17 protein-coding genes and 1 tRNA gene are annotated in these 19,959 nt (G+C 72.9%); 8 read left to right on the top strand and 10 right to left on the bottom strand.

Annotated features, from left to right (window positions below; genetic code table 11):
- Nucleotides 1-1,068 precede the first annotated feature (1,068 nt).
- The 3 genes from ACZ63J_RS30775 to ACZ63J_RS30765 all read left to right on the top strand — a co-directional run bounded on the left by ACZ63J_RS30775 (nucleotide 1,069) and on the right by ACZ63J_RS30765 (nucleotide 2,963).
- Nucleotides 1,069-1,145, top strand: a tRNA-Arg gene (locus ACZ63J_RS30775).
- A 248-nt stretch (nucleotides 1,146-1,393) separates the two neighbouring features.
- Nucleotides 1,394-1,840: a hypothetical protein gene (locus tag ACZ63J_RS30770; protein WP_465408193.1), complete on the top strand. Its 447-nt coding sequence runs from the start codon at nucleotides 1,394-1,396 to the stop codon at nucleotides 1,838-1,840.
- Between the two features lie 31 nt (nucleotides 1,841-1,871).
- Nucleotides 1,872-2,963, top strand: coding sequence for a nucleotide disphospho-sugar-binding domain-containing protein (locus ACZ63J_RS30765; protein WP_465408195.1), 1,092 nt, complete (start codon nucleotides 1,872-1,874; stop codon nucleotides 2,961-2,963).
- A 111-nt stretch (nucleotides 2,964-3,074) separates the two neighbouring features.
- On the opposite strand, the gene ACZ63J_RS30760 is transcribed toward ACZ63J_RS30765, so the two are convergent.
- A complete protein-coding gene (locus ACZ63J_RS30760) occupies nucleotides 3,075-3,266 on the bottom strand; it encodes a hypothetical protein (protein ID WP_465408197.1) in 192 nt (63 codons plus the stop codon).
- A gap of 393 nt (nucleotides 3,267-3,659) precedes the next feature.
- Between ACZ63J_RS30760 and ACZ63J_RS30755 the strand changes: the two genes are divergently transcribed.
- The 5 genes from ACZ63J_RS30755 (at nucleotide 3,660) to ACZ63J_RS30735 (ending at nucleotide 7,479) form a co-directional block, all read left to right on the top strand.
- Nucleotides 3,660-3,989: a DUF6235 family protein gene (locus ACZ63J_RS30755; protein ID WP_465342376.1), complete on the top strand. Its 330-nt coding sequence runs from the start codon at nucleotides 3,660-3,662 to the stop codon at nucleotides 3,987-3,989.
- A gap of 245 nt (nucleotides 3,990-4,234) precedes the next feature.
- On the top strand, nucleotides 4,235-4,720 hold the full coding sequence (locus tag ACZ63J_RS30750; RefSeq protein ID WP_465313304.1) for a DUF6423 family protein: 486 nt from the start codon (nucleotides 4,235-4,237) through the stop codon (nucleotides 4,718-4,720).
- Nucleotides 4,717-6,084: an FAD-dependent oxidoreductase gene (locus tag ACZ63J_RS30745; RefSeq protein ID WP_465408199.1), complete on the top strand. Its 1,368-nt coding sequence runs from the start codon at nucleotides 4,717-4,719 to the stop codon at nucleotides 6,082-6,084. The genes ACZ63J_RS30750 and ACZ63J_RS30745 overlap by 4 nt, the downstream gene beginning before the upstream one ends.
- Before the next feature lie 431 nt (nucleotides 6,085-6,515).
- A complete protein-coding gene (locus ACZ63J_RS30740; protein ID WP_465342374.1) occupies nucleotides 6,516-6,962 on the top strand; it encodes a DUF6187 family protein in 447 nt (148 codons plus the stop codon).
- Nucleotides 6,934-7,479 (top strand): carboxymuconolactone decarboxylase family protein, encoded by a 546-nt coding sequence (locus tag ACZ63J_RS30735; protein ID WP_465313259.1) that lies wholly within the window; start codon nucleotides 6,934-6,936, stop codon nucleotides 7,477-7,479. The genes ACZ63J_RS30740 and ACZ63J_RS30735 overlap by 29 nt, the downstream gene beginning before the upstream one ends.
- A 24-nt stretch (nucleotides 7,480-7,503) precedes the next feature.
- Here ACZ63J_RS30735 and ACZ63J_RS30730 read toward each other — a convergent pair whose 3' ends face one another.
- The 9 genes from ACZ63J_RS30730 to ACZ63J_RS30690 form a co-directional block, all read right to left on the bottom strand.
- Nucleotides 7,504-7,686 carry an acyl-CoA carboxylase epsilon subunit gene (locus tag ACZ63J_RS30730; RefSeq protein ID WP_465313260.1) on the bottom strand — a complete coding sequence of 61 codons (183 nt, stop codon included), beginning with the start codon at nucleotides 7,684-7,686 and terminating at the stop codon, nucleotides 7,504-7,506.
- Nucleotides 7,687-7,699: 13 nt separating this feature from the next.
- Complete coding sequence (locus ACZ63J_RS30725) at nucleotides 7,700-9,412, bottom strand: acyl-CoA carboxylase subunit beta (RefSeq protein WP_465408201.1); 1,713 nt, start codon at nucleotides 9,410-9,412, stop codon at nucleotides 7,700-7,702.
- Nucleotides 9,409-9,606, bottom strand: a complete 198-nt coding sequence (locus tag ACZ63J_RS30720) for a DUF6222 family protein (protein WP_465313262.1) — start codon at nucleotides 9,604-9,606, stop codon at nucleotides 9,409-9,411. The genes ACZ63J_RS30725 and ACZ63J_RS30720 overlap by 4 nt, the downstream gene beginning before the upstream one ends.
- Nucleotides 9,603-10,694, bottom strand: coding sequence for an SDR family NAD(P)-dependent oxidoreductase (locus ACZ63J_RS30715; protein WP_465408203.1), 1,092 nt, complete (start codon nucleotides 10,692-10,694; stop codon nucleotides 9,603-9,605). The genes ACZ63J_RS30720 and ACZ63J_RS30715 overlap by 4 nt, the downstream gene beginning before the upstream one ends.
- A 14-nt stretch (nucleotides 10,695-10,708) precedes the next feature.
- Nucleotides 10,709-11,248, bottom strand: coding sequence for a flavin reductase family protein (locus ACZ63J_RS30710; protein WP_465313305.1), 540 nt, complete (start codon nucleotides 11,246-11,248; stop codon nucleotides 10,709-10,711).
- Nucleotides 11,249-11,286: 38 nt separating this feature from the next.
- On the bottom strand, nucleotides 11,287-11,739 hold the full coding sequence (locus ACZ63J_RS30705; RefSeq protein ID WP_465313264.1) for an acyl-CoA thioesterase: 453 nt from the start codon (nucleotides 11,737-11,739) through the stop codon (nucleotides 11,287-11,289).
- A 1-nt stretch (nucleotide 11,740) separates the two neighbouring features.
- The gene (locus ACZ63J_RS30700) at nucleotides 11,741-17,563 is read right to left on the bottom strand and encodes a type I polyketide synthase (protein WP_465408205.1); all 5,823 of its coding nucleotides are present in this window, start codon (nucleotides 17,561-17,563) and stop codon (nucleotides 11,741-11,743) included.
- A 232-nt stretch (nucleotides 17,564-17,795) separates the two neighbouring features.
- On the bottom strand, nucleotides 17,796-18,590 hold the full coding sequence (locus ACZ63J_RS30695) for a TIGR03084 family metal-binding protein (protein ID WP_465342368.1): 795 nt from the start codon (nucleotides 18,588-18,590) through the stop codon (nucleotides 17,796-17,798).
- Between the two features lie 224 nt (nucleotides 18,591-18,814).
- On the bottom strand, nucleotides 18,815-19,846 hold the full coding sequence (locus tag ACZ63J_RS30690; RefSeq protein WP_465408207.1) for a carboxymuconolactone decarboxylase family protein: 1,032 nt from the start codon (nucleotides 19,844-19,846) through the stop codon (nucleotides 18,815-18,817).
- Nucleotides 19,847-19,959: the final 113 nt, after the last annotated feature.

The raw sequence follows: 19,959 nt of genomic DNA, 5'->3' as shown, positions 1-19,959 counted from the left end.
CCGCACCCAGAACCAGCCAGGCCCAGCAAACACCCCACCACCGCACCTGCAGCCCGACATCCCAGCTGGCCCGCCTCCGGCTCCCGCCCGGCGGGTATCTCTCCGCGGCAGCTGCGAACGGCCCCCGGCCCGATTCGCAGGCGAGCAGGCGCCACCGGCAGCTGCGACCTGGCGTCCAGTACCGCTCAAGGCTGAGCAGGCACCTCTCCGCAGTATCTGCGGCCTGGTGTCCAGCACCGGCCAGACTCACCACCCCAGCTGCAGCCCGGCACCCCAGAAGGAGTCGAGACCCAAGCAAGCACCCCACCACCCCAGCTGCAACCCGGCACCCAGAACGAGTCGAGACCCACGCAAGCACCCCACCACTGCAGCTGCAGCCCCGCACCCAGAACCAGCCAGGCCCAGCAAACACCCCATCACCGCACTGCAGTCCTGCACCCAAGACCGGTCGAGACCCAGCAAGCACCCCACCACCGCAGCTGCAGCCCGACATCCCAGCTGGCCCACTACCGATTCCGCTCCGCCGAAGCGTCCTCTCCACCGCAGTTGCAGCCAGGTGTCCAGCACTTGCCCCGTCCTGCCCGCTCCCCGACCCCGAACCACCGCAACCGCGGCGGCCCTTCCCCAGCTGGGCGTGTCGTTTTCCACCAGCGGCGTCGGCCAACCCAACTGCCACAGCTCCTCAACCGCGCCCAGCCCCGATGTCGAACCAACCGACCGTCCCACACCTCGGAAAGCTCCGAAGCCCACTGAAGTCCCGCCCACCGCAGTGCGCCCCACACCACCAGAACACCCACGAACCCACCCCGGGAAAGCCCATGCCACCGATCACCCTCACCGACCGGCTTCACCCGACCGGGCGTCACCCGCCCACCACGCCCGGGTGGCATTGGTCCGTACAACCACCGCCGGTGGTTCGCCCCCGCGCGACATCACCCCCGCCGCGCCCCGAAATTACGTCGAACGAGACCTGAAACGATTCGCCGGTGTCGAACGATCGAGAGAGTGGCGACGACTAAGCTGCGGATGCCGGGCGACCGGCGAGACCGGCACAGGTCGTCGGCGCTGGCCCTCGTAGCTCAGCTGGACAGAGCAAGAGCCTTCTAATCTCTAGGTCGCAGGTTCGAGTCCTGCCGGGGGCGCCACCAGGGAAGACGCCGTGCGCGGGGCGCGCACGGCTTCCCTTTCGACCAGTGACCGGTCCCACATCGGCGGGCACCCACTGTGGACGGTCAGCGTCCCGGTGCCGCGACCGGACGTCGCACCGCGCGAGCGGCCAAGTGGCCCAACCGCTCCCTACCGAGCTCCACTCGAGACAAGCTTGTTATCTGGGCGGCAATTCACCATTCCTGCGCGCCGCAATCGAACGATCACATTGAGCGATAGGACCGACATGACCGACCACCCCTCCGCCGGCCGGCACCGGCGCCGCCGGGCCAACCGGGTCGCCCGCGCGCAGCTGGACGAAGCGCGCCGCGCCGGGCTCGTCCAGCGGCACCTCAGGAAACTGCGGCACCTCGGCGAGCGCGGCACCCCCGAGACGGCGTTGCTCCCCGACTCGCCGCACGTCATCGGCAGCACCATCGCCGGCCGGACGCACAGCCCCAGCACCCCGCCCCGCACCACCGAGCCGCCGTCGCTCCACCCCGCGCCCGGCCGAACACCCGGACTCGGCATCCCGCCCTCCGCCGAGCCGCCGTACGACTCCACCGCAGGTCGAACGCACAACCCGGCTCCCCCACGGAAACGCCGCTGTCCGGCCCCGGCGCCCCACCCTCCACAGCGGATGCCGCCTGAGCCAATCGAGAAGAAGGCGCCCGCCGGATCGACGCTAGTTTGAACCCAACCGAATCGGCGAGCCAGGAGTGGCCGTGCGCATCTTGTTCACCACCGTCGGTCTCCCGGGCCACCTCTTTCCGCTGGTTCCGCTCGCCTGGGCCTGCCGCGCGCGCGGGCACGAGGTTTTGGTTGCCACCACGGAAGATTTCCGGCCGACCGCCGTCCGCACGGGCCTGCCGGTCGTGGCGTGGAGCAGTTCCGGCGGTGTCGCCGACGTCGCCGCGACGGATCAGGCCACCGAAGACGAGCGGTTCGCCCACGGCCTCGCGTTCGCGAAAATCGCGCGGCGCAGCCTTTCCGGCGCGGACGAGGTCATCCGGGACTGGCGGCCCGATCTGGTCGTGAGCGAAAAGGCCGAGCTGGCCGGGCCGGTCGTCGCGGCCGGGCGCGGGCTGCCGCGCGTCGAACTGCACTGGGGCGCCGCGCACCTGGCGGAATACCGGGCCGCGTGGGAAGCCGAGTCGGGCAGCCCCGCGCCCGAGGCCGACGTCCTGCTGAACCCATGGCCGCCGAGCCTGCGGGCCGCCTACGCCGAGGCTCACCAGAGCATCCGGCACGTCGCCCACAGCGGGGACGCGTCGCTGCCCCGCTGGCTGATCGGCGCCCGGCGTTCACCACGCGTCTGCCTGACGTTCGGCACCCTGCTGCCGCACCTCGGCTCGCGGGACGTCGGCGGGTTCATGGTGCCGCTGCTGCGGCGGCTGAGCTCGCTGGACGTCGAGCTGGTGGTCGCGATCGACGACCAGGTCGCCGCGTCGTGGCCGGCCTTGCCCGAGCAGGTGCGCCACGCCGGCCGGCTGCCACTCGCCGAGGTGCTGCCCACCTGCTCGGCGGTGATCCACCACGGCGGGCAGGGCACCACGCTGACCGCCTTCGCCGCCGCCTGCCCGCAGGTGGTGATCCCGCAGTTCGACGACGCCTTCGACAACGCGGAGGCCGTGGTCAAGGCCGGCACGGGAATCATGCTGCTCCCGGCGGAGGCGACGATCGAGGCCGTGCACCGCGCTTGCCGCGAGCTCCTCGAGTCGCCCGACCACCGGACGGCGGCGGAGCAGGTGGCGGCGGAGATCGCCACCCAGCCGAGCCCGGCCGACATCGCCGCACGGCTGGAAGACCGGACCTGACCACCGTCGTACTCTTCGCGCCGGAGCCGGGAATTCGCGACGACGTCTCATCTTCAGGCGAGCACCGGCGGGGAATCTCCCGCTGTGCTCCCAAAAGCCGTCCCGTGACGGTCAAGCCGCCTGGCGGCCCGATCCCGGGGCGCTTTCTTCCCCGGCTGCGGTCGCCGGGAACGTGCTGTGTCCCGGATGCACGGCCACGTACCGCACTTCGCCGTCCAGCAGGACTTCGACGTCCGTGCGTTCGCCCGGAACGAACGCTCCGCCGCAGACGGCGCACGTCTGCTGGCGTTCGGCCGCGCTCATCGGGCTTCCTCACACGGGGAGTATGCAGAAAGCCCGGGGATCCGCTGGGGTTCAACGCTTTCGGTCATCATGCACCTCGAAGGGGTTGCGCAGTGGATATTTCACACCCATCCAGCTCACCGCACTTCACGGCCGCGGGGCTTCTCGTCCGTTGCGCACCGGTCCGGCGCGCCGGTTTCCCGCAAGGTGGCGGTACCGGCGGTAGTCATCCCGGCCACGGTGGGCAATCTCGGAGATGCCGGGGCGTTTCCCCCACCGACAGACTTGAGTGGATATCACCACGGGGGAGGAACCCGGCCTGAGGCCGGACCTTCGGCGGGCCGTCTCGCGCACGTCCGAGCCCGCTCTTCCCGCCCCTCGGCGTGCGCTCGTTGGGAGGCCAGCGGGATGGCTATGCGCCTCCAGCTCATCGCGGGTTTCGAGGTGCTCGAGGAATGGTCGGCCAAGGCGACGCAGGCCGAGCGAAACATCGTCTACGAGGCATTGTTCGCGATCGGGGACGGCTCGGTTTTTCTCATCTACGACGTCTTCGGTGACCCCGAGCACATTTACAATTTCGTCATTCTGGTGAAAGCCGACCTGACTCTCAAGGTCGCCATCAACCGGAATGAGTCCTCGTTCGAAATCCGGTACGTCGGCACGCTCGACGACGACGCCGCGGCCGCGGCCGGTGCGGCCCTCGTCGCCGAGGTCGAGGCGGATGTGGACATCGACGAGCCTTGACCCGTTCGCGAACGGGCACTACTCCGAATGCCGTAGTCGTCAGGTGATCCGCGCCGCCGCTCGCGCGGATCACCCGCGGTGATCGTGTATCCGTCATCTTGCGATGCTTCCGTCGCTCTGGAATCCTCGGCCTTGTTGGCTCATCGGGGGTTCTCGGGGGAAATAACTAGGAGGCCACGCAAATGTCTTCACCTGAATTCGCCGGACTGGACGTTTCCGGCCGGGTGCGCGCGCGGGACATCCAAATGGCGGGTGTCGCCGACGTCCGCCGCCGGGTCATGATGATTTCGGGCGCCATCGACACGACCGACCACGACGTCTCGGTGACGGTGAACCTCCCGGAGCCGGGCCGCTGGCAGATCATCAAGTCCGAGACGAACCTGACCGACCAGACCTGGGTCGCGATGCAGGTCGTGATGGACGACGAGTCGACCTTCGTGAACGACCCCGAGACCCTGGTGATGTCGCGGCAGTTCTCCAAGTCGTTCATGACCCCGGACCAGCGCCGCCTGACCTTCTACGGTGGCGAGGTGCGGCCCGGCGAAGCGGTCATCAAGGTGTACGAAATGGAGACCAGCGCCCGGAAACCCGCCTACTCGTACTCGCGCTACAGCCCCATCGCCACCGACAGCCTCGAGCAGTCCGAGCAGACGCTCGAAGAGATGGTCACGAACGGCATGCCGCGGCGGCCGATGGTGGAGATCGTCGTCCCCGTCACCGTGATCGGATGACTCCCCCGCCCGGGCCCGTGACGAGCTCGTTCATCCCGGAGCCGCACCTGCTCGGTTCGCCGCGGGGCCGGGCGTGGCCGCGGCTGCCGTTCCCGCCCGTCCCACCGCGCGACGAGCTGCCGGCCCGCGCCGACGTCGTCGTCGTGGGGGCCGGTCCGGCCGGGCTCGCGGTGACTTCGGCGCTGTGGCACCACGGGGTGCGCGACGTGGTCGTCCTGGACCGGGGCGGACGGGCCTGCGGCCGGTTCTTCGGCCGGATCGACCTGCTCGGCCAGCGGGTGCTGCGGTCGCCGTACGAACACCACCCCGGGGTCGAGGGGTACCGCGACTGCGAGCTGCTGGACTTCGCGCGGCTGCACTGGGGGCGGCTGACGCCGACCGAACGGCGCGAGGTGCGGATGTCGCAGGCCGGGCACCGCTCGGTGGTGCCGGTGGACGTCTTCGAGGCGTATTGCGAACACCTCGTCGCCACCCACGAAGTCGCGGAGAAGACCTGGCGGGCCAGTGTCCAGCAGGTGAGCCCGGAGGCGGACGAGGTCGTCGTGCGCACCGACCGGGGCACCGTGACCGCGCGCCACGTCGTGCTGTGCCCCGGCGAGGAACGCCGCGAGGCGCCGGACAGCTGGTGGGGCGGCGGGGCCGCGCCACCCGGGGTGACGTACTGGGACGAGCGGCTGCCGTCGGGCATCACGGGCCGCCAGGTGGTGGTCGGCGCCGGGCTGAGCTCGGCCCACCTGATCACCGCGGCGCTCGAGGCCGGGCGCGAGGTGCACTGGGTGGTCCGCGCGACCGGGGAGCACTACCAGTGCGCCGACGTGAACTCGAAGTTCTTCCGGCCGGAGGGCCGCGCCCGCATCGGCGGGGTCCAGTGGAAGGACCGGCTCGGGCTGTTCGCGCAGTACCGGCGCGCGTCGGTGATGTTCGAGTTCCGGCCGGCGCTGGAGCGGGCCGAAGCCGAAGGCCGGCTGGTCGTGCACCGCGGCGAGGAGATCACCGGGCTCTCGGCCGGGATGGGCGGGACGGCGGTCCTGCGCCTCGCGGGCGGCCGCCGGGTGAGCGGCGACCACGCCGTGCTCGCGCTGGGCACCACACCGGAGACCGGCCGCGGGTTGCTGCCGGCGTTCGCCGTCGGCGAGCGCGACGGCTGGCCTGACCTGGACGAACGCACCCTGGCCTACACCCACGCACCGCGGGTGTCGGTGGTCGGCGCGGCGGCGGGAATGGTCCTGGGCCCGGCGGCCCGCAACATCGACGGCCACCGGGTGGCAACGGCCCGGGTGGCGGACGCGGTGGCCCAGAGCCTCCGCCACGACGACGCAACGGCGGCCCTCCCCCGCCGCAACAGGGTGGGGGCCGGTGTCTGACGCCCCCACCGCACACCGGCGGCCGCCTCGCACAGCGGCCGACCGGGGCTCGCCCCCGCGGGACCGGCGCCGGTGGCTGCTGGCTCGCACAGCGGCCTGCCCGGGCGCGCCGCCGCGAGACCACCGGCACCGGCGGCCCGCCCGCACAGGCACGATCCCACCGGACACCCGGCGCCGGCGGCCGCCTCGCACAGCGGCCTACCCGGCCTCGCCCCCCGCGAGATCGGCGCCGGTGGCCGCCGCCTCGCACAGCGGCCTGCCCGGGCTCGCCCTCGGGCGGCGGGCGGCGGCGCAGCTTCACCCGGCCTCCGCGCGCTCCGATGTGGCCTTGGTTGCGCCCAACGCACCGAACGCCACGTCGGGGCGCACCGGCCGAAAGGGCCCGGCTCCCCAAACCCCCACTCCCGACTCCCCCGCGGAGGTGACCCTCAGTGCCTGACTCCCGCTTCGACCTCCCCGACCTCGACGCCTCACCGGACGAGGAAGCCGGGGTGATCCTGCTCGGCCTCGATCCCGACCGGCTGCTCGCCGGGCTCGGGTTTGCCGGGTTGGCCGATGATCCCGGGCTTGTCACGCAGGTGGTCGACCGGGCGAGGCACGGGGTTTTCAGCGCCGGGCACGCCGAACTGGTCACCAGCGGGGTGCGGCAATGGCGGCGGCTGCGGCCCGCCGTCGAAGCCGTGCCCGGGAAAACGCCTTCCGGGGGCATGCGGCGGGAATGGCGGGACACCGCCAGGCGGGTCGAGCGGGCCGTTCCCGGTGCCGGGACGGCGTCGCGGAGCTATCTGACCGCCTGCTGGATCCGCCGCGACGAAATCGAGCGGCTCTGCGACCGAGAGGAACTCCACGATGTCCTACCTGAAGTCCCTGCCGGCTGAAACGACCCTGCTGCAGGTCTTCCGGGCCCACCCCGAACCGGCGAAACACCTGCTCGCCTTCCACGAAACGCTGTTGCGCGGGGATTCGCCGTTCACCACCGGGGAACGCGAAATGATCGCCGCCTACGTTTCGGGGCTGAACAGCTGCGACTACTGCCACGGGATCCACACCGTGACCGCGGAAGCCTTCGGGGTCCCCGCGGGTGTGCTCACCGCCGCGGTCGCCGATCTCGACAGTGCGCCCGTTTCCGAGAAGCTCAAGCCCGTGCTGGCCTACGTCGGGAAGCTGACCCGGACGCCGGCGCGGATGACCGAGGCCGACGCCGAGGCCGTCTTCGCCGCCGGGTGGGACGAGGACGCGCTGCACGACGCCGTGCTCGTCTGCGCGCTCTTCAACTTCATGAACCGGATGGTCGAAGGCATCGGCATCAAGGCGGACCCGGCCTACGCCACCGAATCCGGCGAGCGGCTCGCCGAGGTCGGGTACGCCGGTCTGGCGCGGTTCCTCGACGAGTGACCGGAAACCCGTGACCGGAAAGGCTCAGCCGGGCAGGCCGGAGCGACGCCACGCCGCTGGTGACGTCGCCCAGCCGGCCCGGCGGCCCCACGACGACCGCCGGGGCTCCGGCGCCCGCCGGCGGGCGCGCAGGGCCGCGTGCACCGCCACCAGGGCGGCCAGCTCGTAGTCGTCCGGGTTGCCGCGCACCACCTTCAGCTCGTCCATCGTGGTAAACCCCTCAGATGGGCTGGTTGCCGTGTTTCCTGGCCGGGCCCGGCTTCCGCTTGTCCGCCAGCATGGCCAGGCCCCGCGCGAGCGCCGCGCGCGTCTCGGCCGGGTCGATGATGTCGTCGACCAGCCCGCGTTCCGCGGCGTAGCTCGGGTTGAGGTATTCGCGGGTGTACTCGTCGACGAGCTTCGCGCGCAACGCCTCGGGGTGGTCCGACGCCGCCAGCTCGCGCCGGTGCAGGATGTTCACCGCGCCTTCCGCGCCCAGCACCGCGATCTGGTTCGTCGGCCAGGCCAATGACAGGTCGCAGCCGATCGACCGCGAGTCCATCACGATGTACGCGCCGCCGTAGGCCTTGCGCACGATCACCTGGATCCGCGGCACGGTCGCTTCGCAGTAGGCGTGCAGCAGCTGCGCGCCCTGCCGGATGATCCCGCCGCGCTCCTGTTCGACGCCGGGCAGGAAGCCGGGCACGTCGACGAAGCTGACCAGCGGGATGCTGAACGCGTCGCAGAACCGCACGAACCGCGCCGCCTTCTGCGACGCCGGGCCGTCGAGGACCCCGGCGAACACCGCCGGCTGGTTGCCGACGAAGCCCACCACGCGCCCGTCGACGCGGGCCAGCGCGCACAGCACGTTGCGGGCCCAGCCTTCGTGCAGCTCGAAGAACTCGCCGTCGTCGGCGACCTCGGCGAACAGCTCCCGCATGTCGTAGGGCTGGTTGTGCTGCACCGGGACGAGCTCGGCCAGCCGCGGCCGGTAGTCGTCCTTGGCGCCGGTTTCCGCGACGACCGGCGGGGCGTCGAGGTAGTTCGACGGCAGCAGTGAGACGAGGTACCGGACGTCGGCCAGGCAGCTCTCCTCGTCGTCGTGCACCACCGTCGCCACGCCGGACATCGAGCCGTGCACGTCCGCGCCGCCGAGCTCGTCGTGGGTCACGCGGCGGCCGGTCACCGCCTCAACGACGTCCGGGCCGGTGAGGTACATCCGCGCGGTGTCCCGCACCATGAACGTGAAGTCCGCCAGCGCCGGGGAGTACGCGGCGCCGCCGGCGCACGGCCCGAGGATCACGCTGATCTGCGGGATCACGCCGGACGCCTCGACCTGGCGGCGGAAGATGCCGCCGTACCCGTCGAGGGCGAGCACACCCTCCTGGATGCGGGCGCCGCCGCTGTCGTTGAGCCCGATCACCGGGGCGCCGTTCGCGATCGCGAGGTCGAGGACCTTGTGGATCTTCTTCGCGTGCGCTTCCCCCAGCGAGCCGCCGAAAACGGTGAAGTCCTGGGCGTAGACGAACACCCGACGGCCGTCGATCGTGCCCGAGCCCGCGACGACACCGTCGGTGTACGGCCGGTTCCCGGTGAGCCCGGGCCCGCTCGCGCGGTGCCGCCGGTACGGCTCGACCTCGACGAACGAGTCCTCGTCCAGCAGCAGGTCGAGCCGCTCGCGGGCGGTGAGCTTGCCCAGCGAGTGCTGGCGCCGGACCGCCTCGAGCTTGCCCTCGACGATGTGGGCGCGCAGCTCCTCCCGCTGCTGCCGCAGCAGGGGCATCTCCGCCGGCTCCGGCGGGACCGGCTCGGCCGTTCTGGCCAAGGCGATCACCTGGGCCTCGCCGTCGTCGACCCGGCTCAGCCGGCGACGGCCCTGCTGCAGCGCTTCCGGAACCGGCACCACCTCGGTGTCGTCGGCGCGTTGCGCCCCGGACTCGTGCCGACCGCTCACGCGGCGTCCCGCATCCCGGTGTCACGGGCGGCGTTGTCACGCGCGATCTCCGCGACGATGTCGGACCACACGATGCCGCGGCCCAGCCGGGGCATCGGCCGGACCGGCCACTCGGCGGGCACGTCCGCCGCCGCGACGGCCGGTGCGGGCGCGGGGGCGATGCGGATGGGCTCGGTGGCGTCGCTGGCGGTCATGACAGTGCCTCCTCGATCTCTGCGGCTCCGGGCGCGCCGGAGCCGTCGTCCGATGTGGACGCTGGGCCCGGCCCGGCCGCGATGCCGGCCTGCCGGTCGGTCAGCCGCCCGGTCGTGTGCAACCAGGCCACCGTGTCGTGCACCGTTTCGAGCGCCGGCCGCGCCGGGACGTCCGCGCGCGGCGCGGCCGCGTCGACGGGCACGGCGGTGGCGCAGACGTAGATCGCGCCGTACTCGGCCGGGATGTGCCACGGCCAGACGTGCTGCAGCAGGTCGGCGGCGCGGCCGACCGGGTACATCGAGCGCGGCGGCAGGAACACCGCGGGCAGCCGGCGCCCGGTCGCGGCGCGGACCGTCGCGAGGTACTCGCGGGTGGCCAGGAAGTGCCCCGGCCCGAAGAACGCGTCGCCGGCCGGCGACGTCCCGTCGAGCAGCCGCGCGTGCAGCTCCGCCGAGTCGCGGACGTCGCCGATCGGCAGCCCGCGCGAGGGCCAGATCGGCATCAGCCCGCGCAGCAGGTCCCGCAGCCGCGCGTTCTGGTCGCCCAGGTGCGGGTCGTGCGGGCCGAGCAGCGCCGGCGGGTAGGTGACGACCACCGGCGCGCCGGCCTCGCGGTGCCCGCGGGCGATCCGCTCGGCCGCGGCCTTGGACGCGAGGTAGGCCTCCCGCGGCTCGCCGACCGGGCTGGCCGGGCCGATCGACGGCTCCCGCGTCGGGTAGAGGGCCCCGACGGTGGAGACGTGCACGATCCGCCCGGTGCCCGCCCGGCGCGCGGCGTCGAGCACGACCTCGGTGCCGTGCACGTTCACCCGGTCCAGCTCGGCGCGACGCCGGCTGTCGAAGGTGTAGACGCCCGCCGCGTGCAGCAGCGCGTCCGCCCCGGCGACCAGCCGGCCCACGGCTTCGGGCGCCGTGACGTCGCCGGCGACGACGTCCACAGTGGACGGATCGATGCCGAGCGGCCCGAGCGCGCCGGCCACGCGGGCCGGGTCACGGGCGAGCAGGCGCACCCGGTGGCCCCGCCGCAGCAGCGCCGCGACGGTGTGCGCACCGAGGAACCCGGTGCCGCCCGTGACCGCGATCAGCATGACCTCGTCCCTTCTCAAGCCGCGCGGGCGCGCCCGTCGACTTCGTGGTACTGGCCGCCGTAGAAGACCAGCGCGTCCTCGCCGGTGCCCCGGCTGGTGGCGACCACCCGGCCCAGGAAGATCGAGTGGTCACCCCCGTCGAGCACCTGGGCCAGCTCGCATTCCAGCCAGGCCAGCGTTCCGTCGAGCAGCGGCGCCCCGGTCTTGGCGCCTGCCGTCCAGCCCACCGCGTCGAACTGGGCCATCCCGTCGGGACGGCGCCAGTCGGCGAAGTACTTCGACAGCTCCTGCTGCTCGGCGGCGAGGATGTTCACCGCGAACGAGTCCGCGGCCACGATCGACGTGTGCATCCGCGCCGCCTTCGACACACAACACAGCACCAAGGGCGGCTCCAGCGAGACCGACGAGAACGCGTTGGCGGTCATGCCGTGCGCGTCCTCACCGCCCGCCGTCAGCACCGTGACCCCGGTCGCGAACTGGGACATCACCTGGCGCAGGCCGGGCTGGGCCGAGAGCCCGCGCCGCGCCGCTGATGTCGGCAGCCGCTTGAGCACACCCCGCTCCGGCGGCCGATCTGCCTCGGTCGACACGATCAGACTCCCTTGCCGTTGACCGAACCCGCCGCGTGGTACGGCGCCAGCGCCTCGCGCAGCTGTTCCGGCACCCGCGACGGCACGGTCGCCGTGTTGGGGCCGCGCATGCAGGCGATGCGCTGGCGGCCGCGGGCGACGAGCCGCTCGCCGTCCGGGTGCAGGTGGACGTAGTCGAAGGTGAACTGGATCTGGGTCTGCGTCAGCTCTTCCAGGCGCAGCCGGATGGACAGCTCGTCGAAGGCGGTGATCTCGGCGAAGAACTCGCAGTCCACCTTGAGGGTGAACAGCTTGAGGTCGTGGCGGACCTCCTCGAGCACGGCCGGGGCCTTCTCCTTCAGGAACATCTCGCGGCACCGGCCCTGCCAGCGCACGTAGTTCACGTAGTAGACGTTGCCCACCAGGTTGGTCTCTTCGAAGCCGACCGTGTGGCGGATCTCGTAGTAGTCGGTCATCTCAGTTCCCCTCTGCGTGGAGCACCGCGAACACGATCGGGTCGGTCCGGTCGTTGACGGTGGTCGACCAGGTCGCGATGCGCGCCTCGCCGTTGGCGAGCAGGGCCCACCCGTCCGGGTCGACCTGGCGCACGGTCAGGGCCTGGGTCATCGCGCCGCTCTTGCGGACGCACTCGATCGCGCTCCAGACCCGCGTGTTGGCCACGCTGATCGGTTCCCCGGTGTCGGCCGCGAGCAGCCGGCCCAGGGCGAGGAGCTCTTCGCCGAGCAGCCCGGCCCAGTCCTCGTCGGTGCGCTCGATCGCGGTCTCGATGTCGACCGCCAGCTGCGCCGGGCCGGCCGCCACCAGCGTGAGCTGTGACGTGTGCGAAGCCGTGACGTTGCCGTCGTCGAACTCCGGCTTGCCGTCCGGGCGGTACCGGATCTCGACCTGGCGGTCGACGGCCCGGCCCGCCGCGAGCGCGGTCTGCGCCCGCCGCTCGGCGGTGGCCTCCGCCGGCTGACCGGCGGGGTCGGGCTCGAGCACGACCGACCGCGTCCCGCCGAGCAGGCGCTCGCACGCACGCTCCACATAGGACCCGAGCATCGACGGGACCCAGGGGCCCGCGCCGTCGCGCTTGCGGACCGCCCGCAGCTTCAGCCCTTCCCAGCGCTCGACCAGCGTCCCGTCCGGGTTGCGCACGTCGAGGTCGTAGACGTAGCTGTCGCCGTCCTGGAAGCGTTCCTTCGCGTCCAGCAGGACGTACTCCTCGTGCTGGACACCGGGCTCGGCCAGGTAGAGCTTCTCGATGCTCTGCGGCAGCAGCGTCGCGTCCGGGACGCAGCACTGGATCGCGTGCATCATCGCGTCCCGCGTGCCCGGGTCGGCCAGGAGCCGGTCCTGCGGCAGGAAGGGCGCGAACCAGGAGAAGTCCGCGGTGGTCGCGATCTCGGCGACCGCGTGCCGGGCGCTCGCCCGCCGGTAGCCGAGGACCCGCTGGAACCGCTTGCCCTGGAACAGGACCGAGCCGTACAGCTCGCTGATCGGCTCCACCGGGACCGGCGGCAGCGCGACTTCGCGAGGAGCCCGCTCGCCGAGCTCCGCCGGCCGGGCGAAGCTCAGCCGCGCCCGGAAGTGGTCGGCGCTGAAGCCGGTCTCGTCACTGCGGATCACGACGTCGACGGTGTCGGCGTCGCGGGCCAGCGTGGCCAGCCGGATCGTGGTCGACCCGCCCGGCGCGACGATGATCGGCCGGAGGAACTCGACGTCGGAGAGCACCGGCGCGCCGACGCGGTCCAGCGTCGCCGACGCGGCCTGCGTCATCGCCTCCATGCCGAGCACCGCCGGGAACAGCAGCTGCCCGTCGAGCAGGTGGTCGGTCAGGTACGGGTCGCTGCCGTCGGACAGGTCGGCCTCGGTGATGAGCTCGACACCCGGGTAGTGCACGACCGCGCGGTCGACGAACCGGGTCAGCGGCAGCTCGCGCTTCTGGATCGGCAGCGTGGCCAGGCCCGACGTGCGGCCGCACACCACCAGCACCGGCGGCGCGGCCGGATCGGCCAGCACCTGGCGGAGGATGGTGATGCCCTCCTCCAGCGGGATCGGCGTGATGCCGTCGCGCATCAGCGCGCTGACCACACCGAGCTTCTCGCCCATGCCGGCGCCCGACCAGACCGACCACTCCAGCGCGATCGCTCGCGCCTGCGGGTGTTCCTGGCCGAAGCGCAGGGTCAGCTCGGTCATCCAGTCGTTCGCCGTGGCGTAGTGCGCTTCCCCGCGCAGGCCCGCCCGGCCGATGATGCTGCCGAAGGTGACCAGCAGCTTGATCCGGTCCTGGTCGACCGCCGAGAGCACCGCGTTGAGCCCGCCGATCTTCGGGGCGAGGGTCTTGCGGAAGCTGTCCTCGGTGAGGCTGAACAGGGCGGCCGGCTCGTTGCGGCCGGCGCCGTGCAGCACCGCGGTGACCGTGCCGAGCTCGGCCTGGATCCGGCCGACCGCCTCGGCGACCTGGGTCGCGTTGGTGACGTCGGCGCGCTCGTACCGGTAGCGGATGCCCGCGGCCTCCAGCCGGTCGAGGTTCTCGGCCAGCTCGGTGTCGGTCTCCGGGTCACTGCGCCCGAGCAGGGCGAGCTTGGCCCCGGAGTCCTTGGCCAGCGCCAGCGCGCTTTCCGCCGTGATGCCCTTGCCACCACCGGTGACGAGCAGAACGTCGGTCTGGTCCAGCGACTCGCGGATCGGGCCGGTCGGGGCGGCCGGCAGCGCGGACAGCCGCGGCACCGTGCGCCCACCGTCGGCGCCGTAGCGGACCTCGGTGAAGTCCGTCGTCCCGGCGACCTCGGCCACCACGGACTGGACGGCCGCGGTGATCTCGTCCGCGCCCGACGGGGTCGGGTCGGCGAGGTCGATGATGGTCGTCTTGGCCGAGGGGTCCTCGAGCCGCAGGGTCCGGGCCAGGCCGGCCGCGCCGTAGCCGTGGTGCACGACCACGAAACGCGTGCCGGTGGGGGCGGCCATGACCGCGCGGCCGGCGTCGAGGAACAGCCCGACGTGGCTGGAGTCGCAGTCCGCCGGCAGGCAGAGCACAACACCGTCGCCGGCGCCGGCCGCGGCGAGCGCGGCCTTCAACGGCTCGGCCAGCGGGTGCCGCGGGGTCGCGAAGACCTGCCACTGGGCGTTGCCGATCCCCGGGGTGAGGTCGGCGACCGGGCGCGGCGCAGGCACGTACTCGACCGCGAACGGCCGGACCCACGGACCGACACCGGTGGCCTCGGCCTGGCCCGCGTCGGCGGGCTTCGCCGTCTGGGCCAGCTCGTCGATCATCTCGGCGAGCTCACCGAGGCACACGGTCGCGAAGTTCGGCATGCCCTCCAGGGCGGGCCGGCCCAGCGCCCGGGTGACGTCGTTGACCAGCTGCCCGACCGTGATCGACGACAGGTGCAGGTCGTCGAGCGGGTGGGTGTCGGCCGTGACGGTCTCCAGCGGCAGCTCGACGCGGTCGGCGGCGAGCTTGCGCAGCAGGTCGAGGGTGGAGCTGCCGGAGTTGTCGGCCGTGGCGTCGGCCTCGGCGGCCTGCGCCTTCTCCGCGGCCAGCTCGGCGGCCAGCTCGCCGTCGATGGCGGGCGCGGCCTCGCACGGGCTGGCGAGGAAGGAGAACTGGCCGTCGATCGGCAGCGGCCGGACGACCCGGCCCTCGAACAGCGTGTCCAGCGTGAGGTTCGCACCGAGCGCGAAGGCCGCGCCGACGACCCGCAGCAGACCCGCGAGCGACGCGTTGTCCGAGTCGACCGCCAGCACCGGGGTGTCCGGCGCGATCTCCTCGAACAGCCCGGTCAGCACCCGGCCGGGGCCGACCTCGACCACCAGGTCGCTGCGCTCGGCCACCTTGGTGGCGGCCTCGCGGAAGCGGACCGGCAGCACGATCTGCTCGCGCAGCAGCTCCGGCAGGTTCTCCGCCGCGTGCAGCACGTCGCCGCTGACGGTCGAAACCACCGGCCGCTCGAGCCGCGAGAAGCTGAACTCGCCCAACCGGCCGGTCATCTCGACCGCGGCCGGCTCGACCAGCGGCGAGTGGAAGGCGTGCGAGACCTTGATCCGGGTCGCGCTGACGCCCTGGGCCTTGGCCCGGGCCACGATCCGGTCGATCGACTCGGCCGGCCCGGAGAGCACGGTCTGCTCGGGGGCGTTGTAGCCGGCGATGACGACGTCGGACCCGAGGCCGAGCTCTTCCACTCGGCTCGGTGAGGCGGCGATGCCGGCCATCGCGCCGGTGCCGTCACCACTGGTCGTGGCCATCACCTTGCCGCGGACCTTGGCCAGGTCCAGCAGCGCCCGCTCGTCGAGCGCGCCGCCCCAGTGCAGGGCGGTCAGCTCGCCGAGGCTGTGGCCGGTGGCCGTGACCGCCTCGACGCCGAACGAGCGCAGGACGCGCAGCGCGGCGAGCGAGCCGGTGACGATCCGCGGCTGGGCCACCTCGGTGGCGACCTGGTCACCGGTCACCGGCAGGCCGGCGGCGCGGTGAATCTCCTCGGCCGCGCTGAACCGGCGGCGCAGCGCGCTGTCCCCGCCACGGCCGGAACCCTGGCCGGGGAACAGGTAGCCGATCTTCGGCTCGGTGGTGCGGTTGCTCGCGAAGACGCCGTCGGCGGCGTCGAACACGGAGCTGGTTTCTTCGAGCTTCTCGAGCAGCTTGGTCAGCTTCCGCTCGGCCTGCTCCGGGTTGCCCGCGACGACCGCCGCGCGCACCGCACGGCCGGCCAGTTCCCCGGCGAGCGAGCCCGCGAGGTCGGTCAGCTCGGCGAAGGACAGCTTCGGCACGACCTCCAGCGCCGCGGCGATGTTCCCGCGCAGCGTGGCGACGTCGTCGGCGTCGAACAGCAGCAGCTCGGCGTCCTGGCGTCCGGCGACCAGCGCGCGGGCCCGCTCGTCGACCTCGCGCCGCCGCGGCGCGGTCGGCGCCTCGGTGACCGTGACGTGCGAGTTGATGCCGCCGAAGCCCATCGCCGAGACACCGGCGCGCACCGGCTGGTCGGCCGGCCACAGCGCCGCCTCGCTCGGCACGTACATCCGCGCCGAGGAGCCGGTCAGCGACTCGTGCGGCTCGTAGTGCCCGGTGGCCGGCGGGATGACCTGGTGGTACACCGCCAGCGTCGCCTTGATCAGGCCGGCGACCCCCGCCGCGGCCTTCGTGTGGCCGATGTTGCCCTTGATCGTCGACAGCGCGGCCTGCTTGGCCAGCGGGTCGGCGTCCCGGCGGGCGGTGGACAGCGCCTCGATCTCGGTGGCGTCGCCCAGCGCGGTGCCGGTGCCGTGGCCCTCGAAGTAGGACACGGTCTCGACGCCGTAGCCGGCGCGGGCGTAGGCGCGCTGGAGGGCGAGCCGGTGCCCGGCGGCCTCGGGCCGCGTGATGCCGCCCTTGCCGTCGGAGGAAACGCCCCAGCCGCCGATCGACGCGTAGATGCGCTTGCCCTGCTCCAGCGCGTCGCTCTCGCGCATCAGGACGAGCATGCCCGAGCCCTCACCGGGCCAGAAGCCGTTGGAGTCGGCGTCGTAGACCTTCATCTCGCGCTTGGCCAGCGCGCCGGTCTTGGCGAAGCCGATGACCTCGAACGGGTCGATGGAGAGGTCGACACCGCCGGCGATGGCGAGGTCGAGGTCGCCCTGCACCAGCGCGTTCGCCGCGGTCACGACCGACAGCAGCGACGAGGAGCAGGCGCCGTCGACGGTGAACCCGCCGCCGGCGAAGTCGAAGTGGTTGCAGACGCGGCCGGCGATCGTGTTCGCCAGGCCACCGGCGAGGCTGTCCTCGTTGATCTCCGGGAACGGCTCCTTGTACTGGACCTCGAGGTCCCGCAGGAAGGTCGCGGTCTCCTCGTCGTCCCAGCCGCGTGAGCTCAGCGCGGCGGCGACCGTGCGGCGCACGTACGGCCAGCGCAGCCGCATGATGTTGGCCCGCGAGAACTCACCGGTCAGGCTGTTGCCGATGACCACGCCGGTGCTCGTCTTCGGCGCGCCTTCACCTTCGGCGAACCCGGCGTCCGCCAGCGCCTGCTCGGCCACGTCCAGCGCCAGCCAGTGCGTGGTGTCGGTGGCCCGGAACGTGCTGCCGGCCACCTTGTGCGAAACGCGGTCGAACTCGTAGTCCCGCAGCACCGCCGCCTTCTGTGCGTAAAAACGGTCTGGTGCCTTGGGATCGGGCGAATAGTAGTCCGCCCGGTTCATCCGCTCGTCGGGGAGCCTGCGGAACGCCCGGCGACCGGCCAGCACGTTTTCCCAGAGCTCCTCCGGAGAACTCGCGTCGGGGTATCGGAGGCCGATACCGACGATCGAAATCCGCTCAACGCTCATGCCACCGCACTCCCACTGGCTCTCGAGCCCAGTCTCACCGGGTCCGTCAGGTCCCGCTGTCGTCCGTACCCGGGACCGCGTCCCGTTTCCGGCCTGCCCGTCCGTCCCGGCCCGCCCGTCCGGCCGGGGTCCAGCATCTCCCGGACGGCGCGGACCGTCTTCTTTCTTCCTGCCCGTGGCCTGCACCTCAGCACGCTCGGACAAGGACGTCTAACCGTCCACAATGGATCTTCTAGTCGCGGAACTGCCCCGGCCGGCGGCCGTCGCCGGCCGGGCCCCGGTACGCCTGGGCGATGTCCAGCCACTGGTCGGCCAAGGTGCCCTTGGCCCGCACGTCGAGGTCGTAGCGGTGCCGCCGCCGGGTCACCAGCAGGCAGAAGTCCGCCGCGCTGCCGGTGATGCGCTGCGTCGCGTCCTCCGGCCCGAACGTCCAGAGCGCGCCCGAGGGCGCGGTCAGCTCGAACCGGAACTCCTCGGCCGGCGGCGTCAGGTTGCGCGCCTCGTACCCGAAGTCCCGGACCCGCACGGCGAACCCGACCAGGTGCTTGATGCGGTCGGTGCGCTCGCGGCGCACGCCGAGCGCGTCGGCGACGTCCTGGCCGTGGCCGAACAGCTCCATCATCCCGGCGCACGCCAGCACGTACGGCGGCAGCGGGTTCACCAGCCACGGCACCAGCTGGTCGCCGGGCACGGCCGCGAGGGCCTTGATGCCGGCGTCCCGCTCGGCCCGCCAGCGCGTCAGCAGCACCTCGGCGGGGTCGTGGATGTACTCCTCCAGGGCGGCGTTCACCGCCACCTCCAGGCCACCGGAAAGGGAGCTCGTCAGCTGGACGAACGTCTCCGGCTGCGCGGCCGAGAGGCCGGCGAGCCGGAAGATGAACGCCAGGTGCCCGATCTGGTGCCGGACGGCCCACCCGGGGGCCGGAGTGGGGGTGTCCCACTCCCGTTCGGTGAGACCGGCGACGAGCGCGTCGACTTCGGCGCCCTCGGCGGTCAGGTCGGCGATCACGCCCGTGGTGTCAGTCACCTTGATTTCCTCTCACCGTACGACTTGGTGTTCGTGCGCCGGCGGCCGCCCGCGCAGTGGCTGGGGAGCCACCGTCGCGAGCGGCCGCCGGTCGCCGGATCGGCTGCCGCGCGGGGGCGGCGACGCGAACCGGGAGGGGCTTTCGGTGTGCCCCGGTGCTGCGCGCCCCGGCGGTGGATCCGACCCCTCGATCATCACCCGGCGGGCCGGCCAGGGTCTTCTCTTCACGCGCCCAGCGGAAAGCGGTCGCCGAACTCCACGGCCGCGGCGAGACTTGCCCACGAGACCAGCTCGACCAGGCCACGATCGCCGGGCACCCAGTCGGCCACGTCGGCGGCGTCGACCTGGTACGGCGCCTTGGCCACGAGGAGCGCGACGCGTCCGGCGCCCCGCTCTTCGGGCGGCAGCTCCGCGACGACCTCCTTCGTCCACGCGCGGCTCAGCCCGGGCGGTTTCTCGTCCCACGCCTTGAGCTCACGGCGCACGAGGTCGCGCACCCGCGTCGGCACCGAGCGTTCCCCGGCGGCCTCGATGGCCACCGCGGCCCGCGCGAAGGCGTCCGAGAGGGTTCCGCCCGCGGGCGCCCAGTCCGGGCCGCTGACGGCCACCGCGGGCAGCAGTCCGAGGGCGTCCCCCGGCGGCGGCGGGGTGCCCGGCTTGAGCAGGAACCCCAGCACGGCCTTGGCCTTCGCCCGCGCGGCCGGCGGCACCGCCTCCGGCAGCGGGGACGGCCCGAGGAAGACGCTCACCACCCGGTTGAGGTAGTGGAACGCCACGGCCACCGCGACGAACTCCGCGGCCGTGGCGGCCGGGACGTCCGGGGGCAGCGGGCCGGCGCCGCGCGCCCAGGCCGCGAGCGCCCGCGTGTCGCGGTCGGGGATCTCCGTGACCGCGCCGGAAGCGATCGCCGCCGCGGCCGCCGGGTCGCCCAGGGAGCCGATGGCCATCCCGTGCACCTCGACGCAGTACGGGCACGAGTTCGCCGCCGACACCGCGGCCGCGACGACCTCCTTGTCCGCCCGGCTCGCCGAACCCGCCGCCACGAGCGACTCCCGCAGCATCAACCAGGCCGCGGCGAGCACCTGCGGCGCCGGAGAATGCAGCGCCATCGGCGGGGCGAGCATCCCGAAGTCCCGCTCCACCTGGCGGTAGACGTCCCGGACGAGGCCCCGCGCGTGCCGCGGCCGCACCGCCTCGACGTACTTCACGTCCCGCAGCGTGCGCCGCAGCGCAAGCCGCACGAGCACCGGAGCCATGGTTCCTCCTCGAAAACGGCCGGGGGGGGGGGGGGGGGGGGGGGGGGGGGGGGGGGGGGGGGGGGGGGGGGGGGGGGGGGGGGGGGGGGGGGGGGGGGGGGGGGGGGGGGGGG

Source organism: Amycolatopsis sp. NPDC104863 (assembly GCF_055582965.1).
This window is presented reverse-complemented; position numbering and strand designations above follow the sequence as displayed.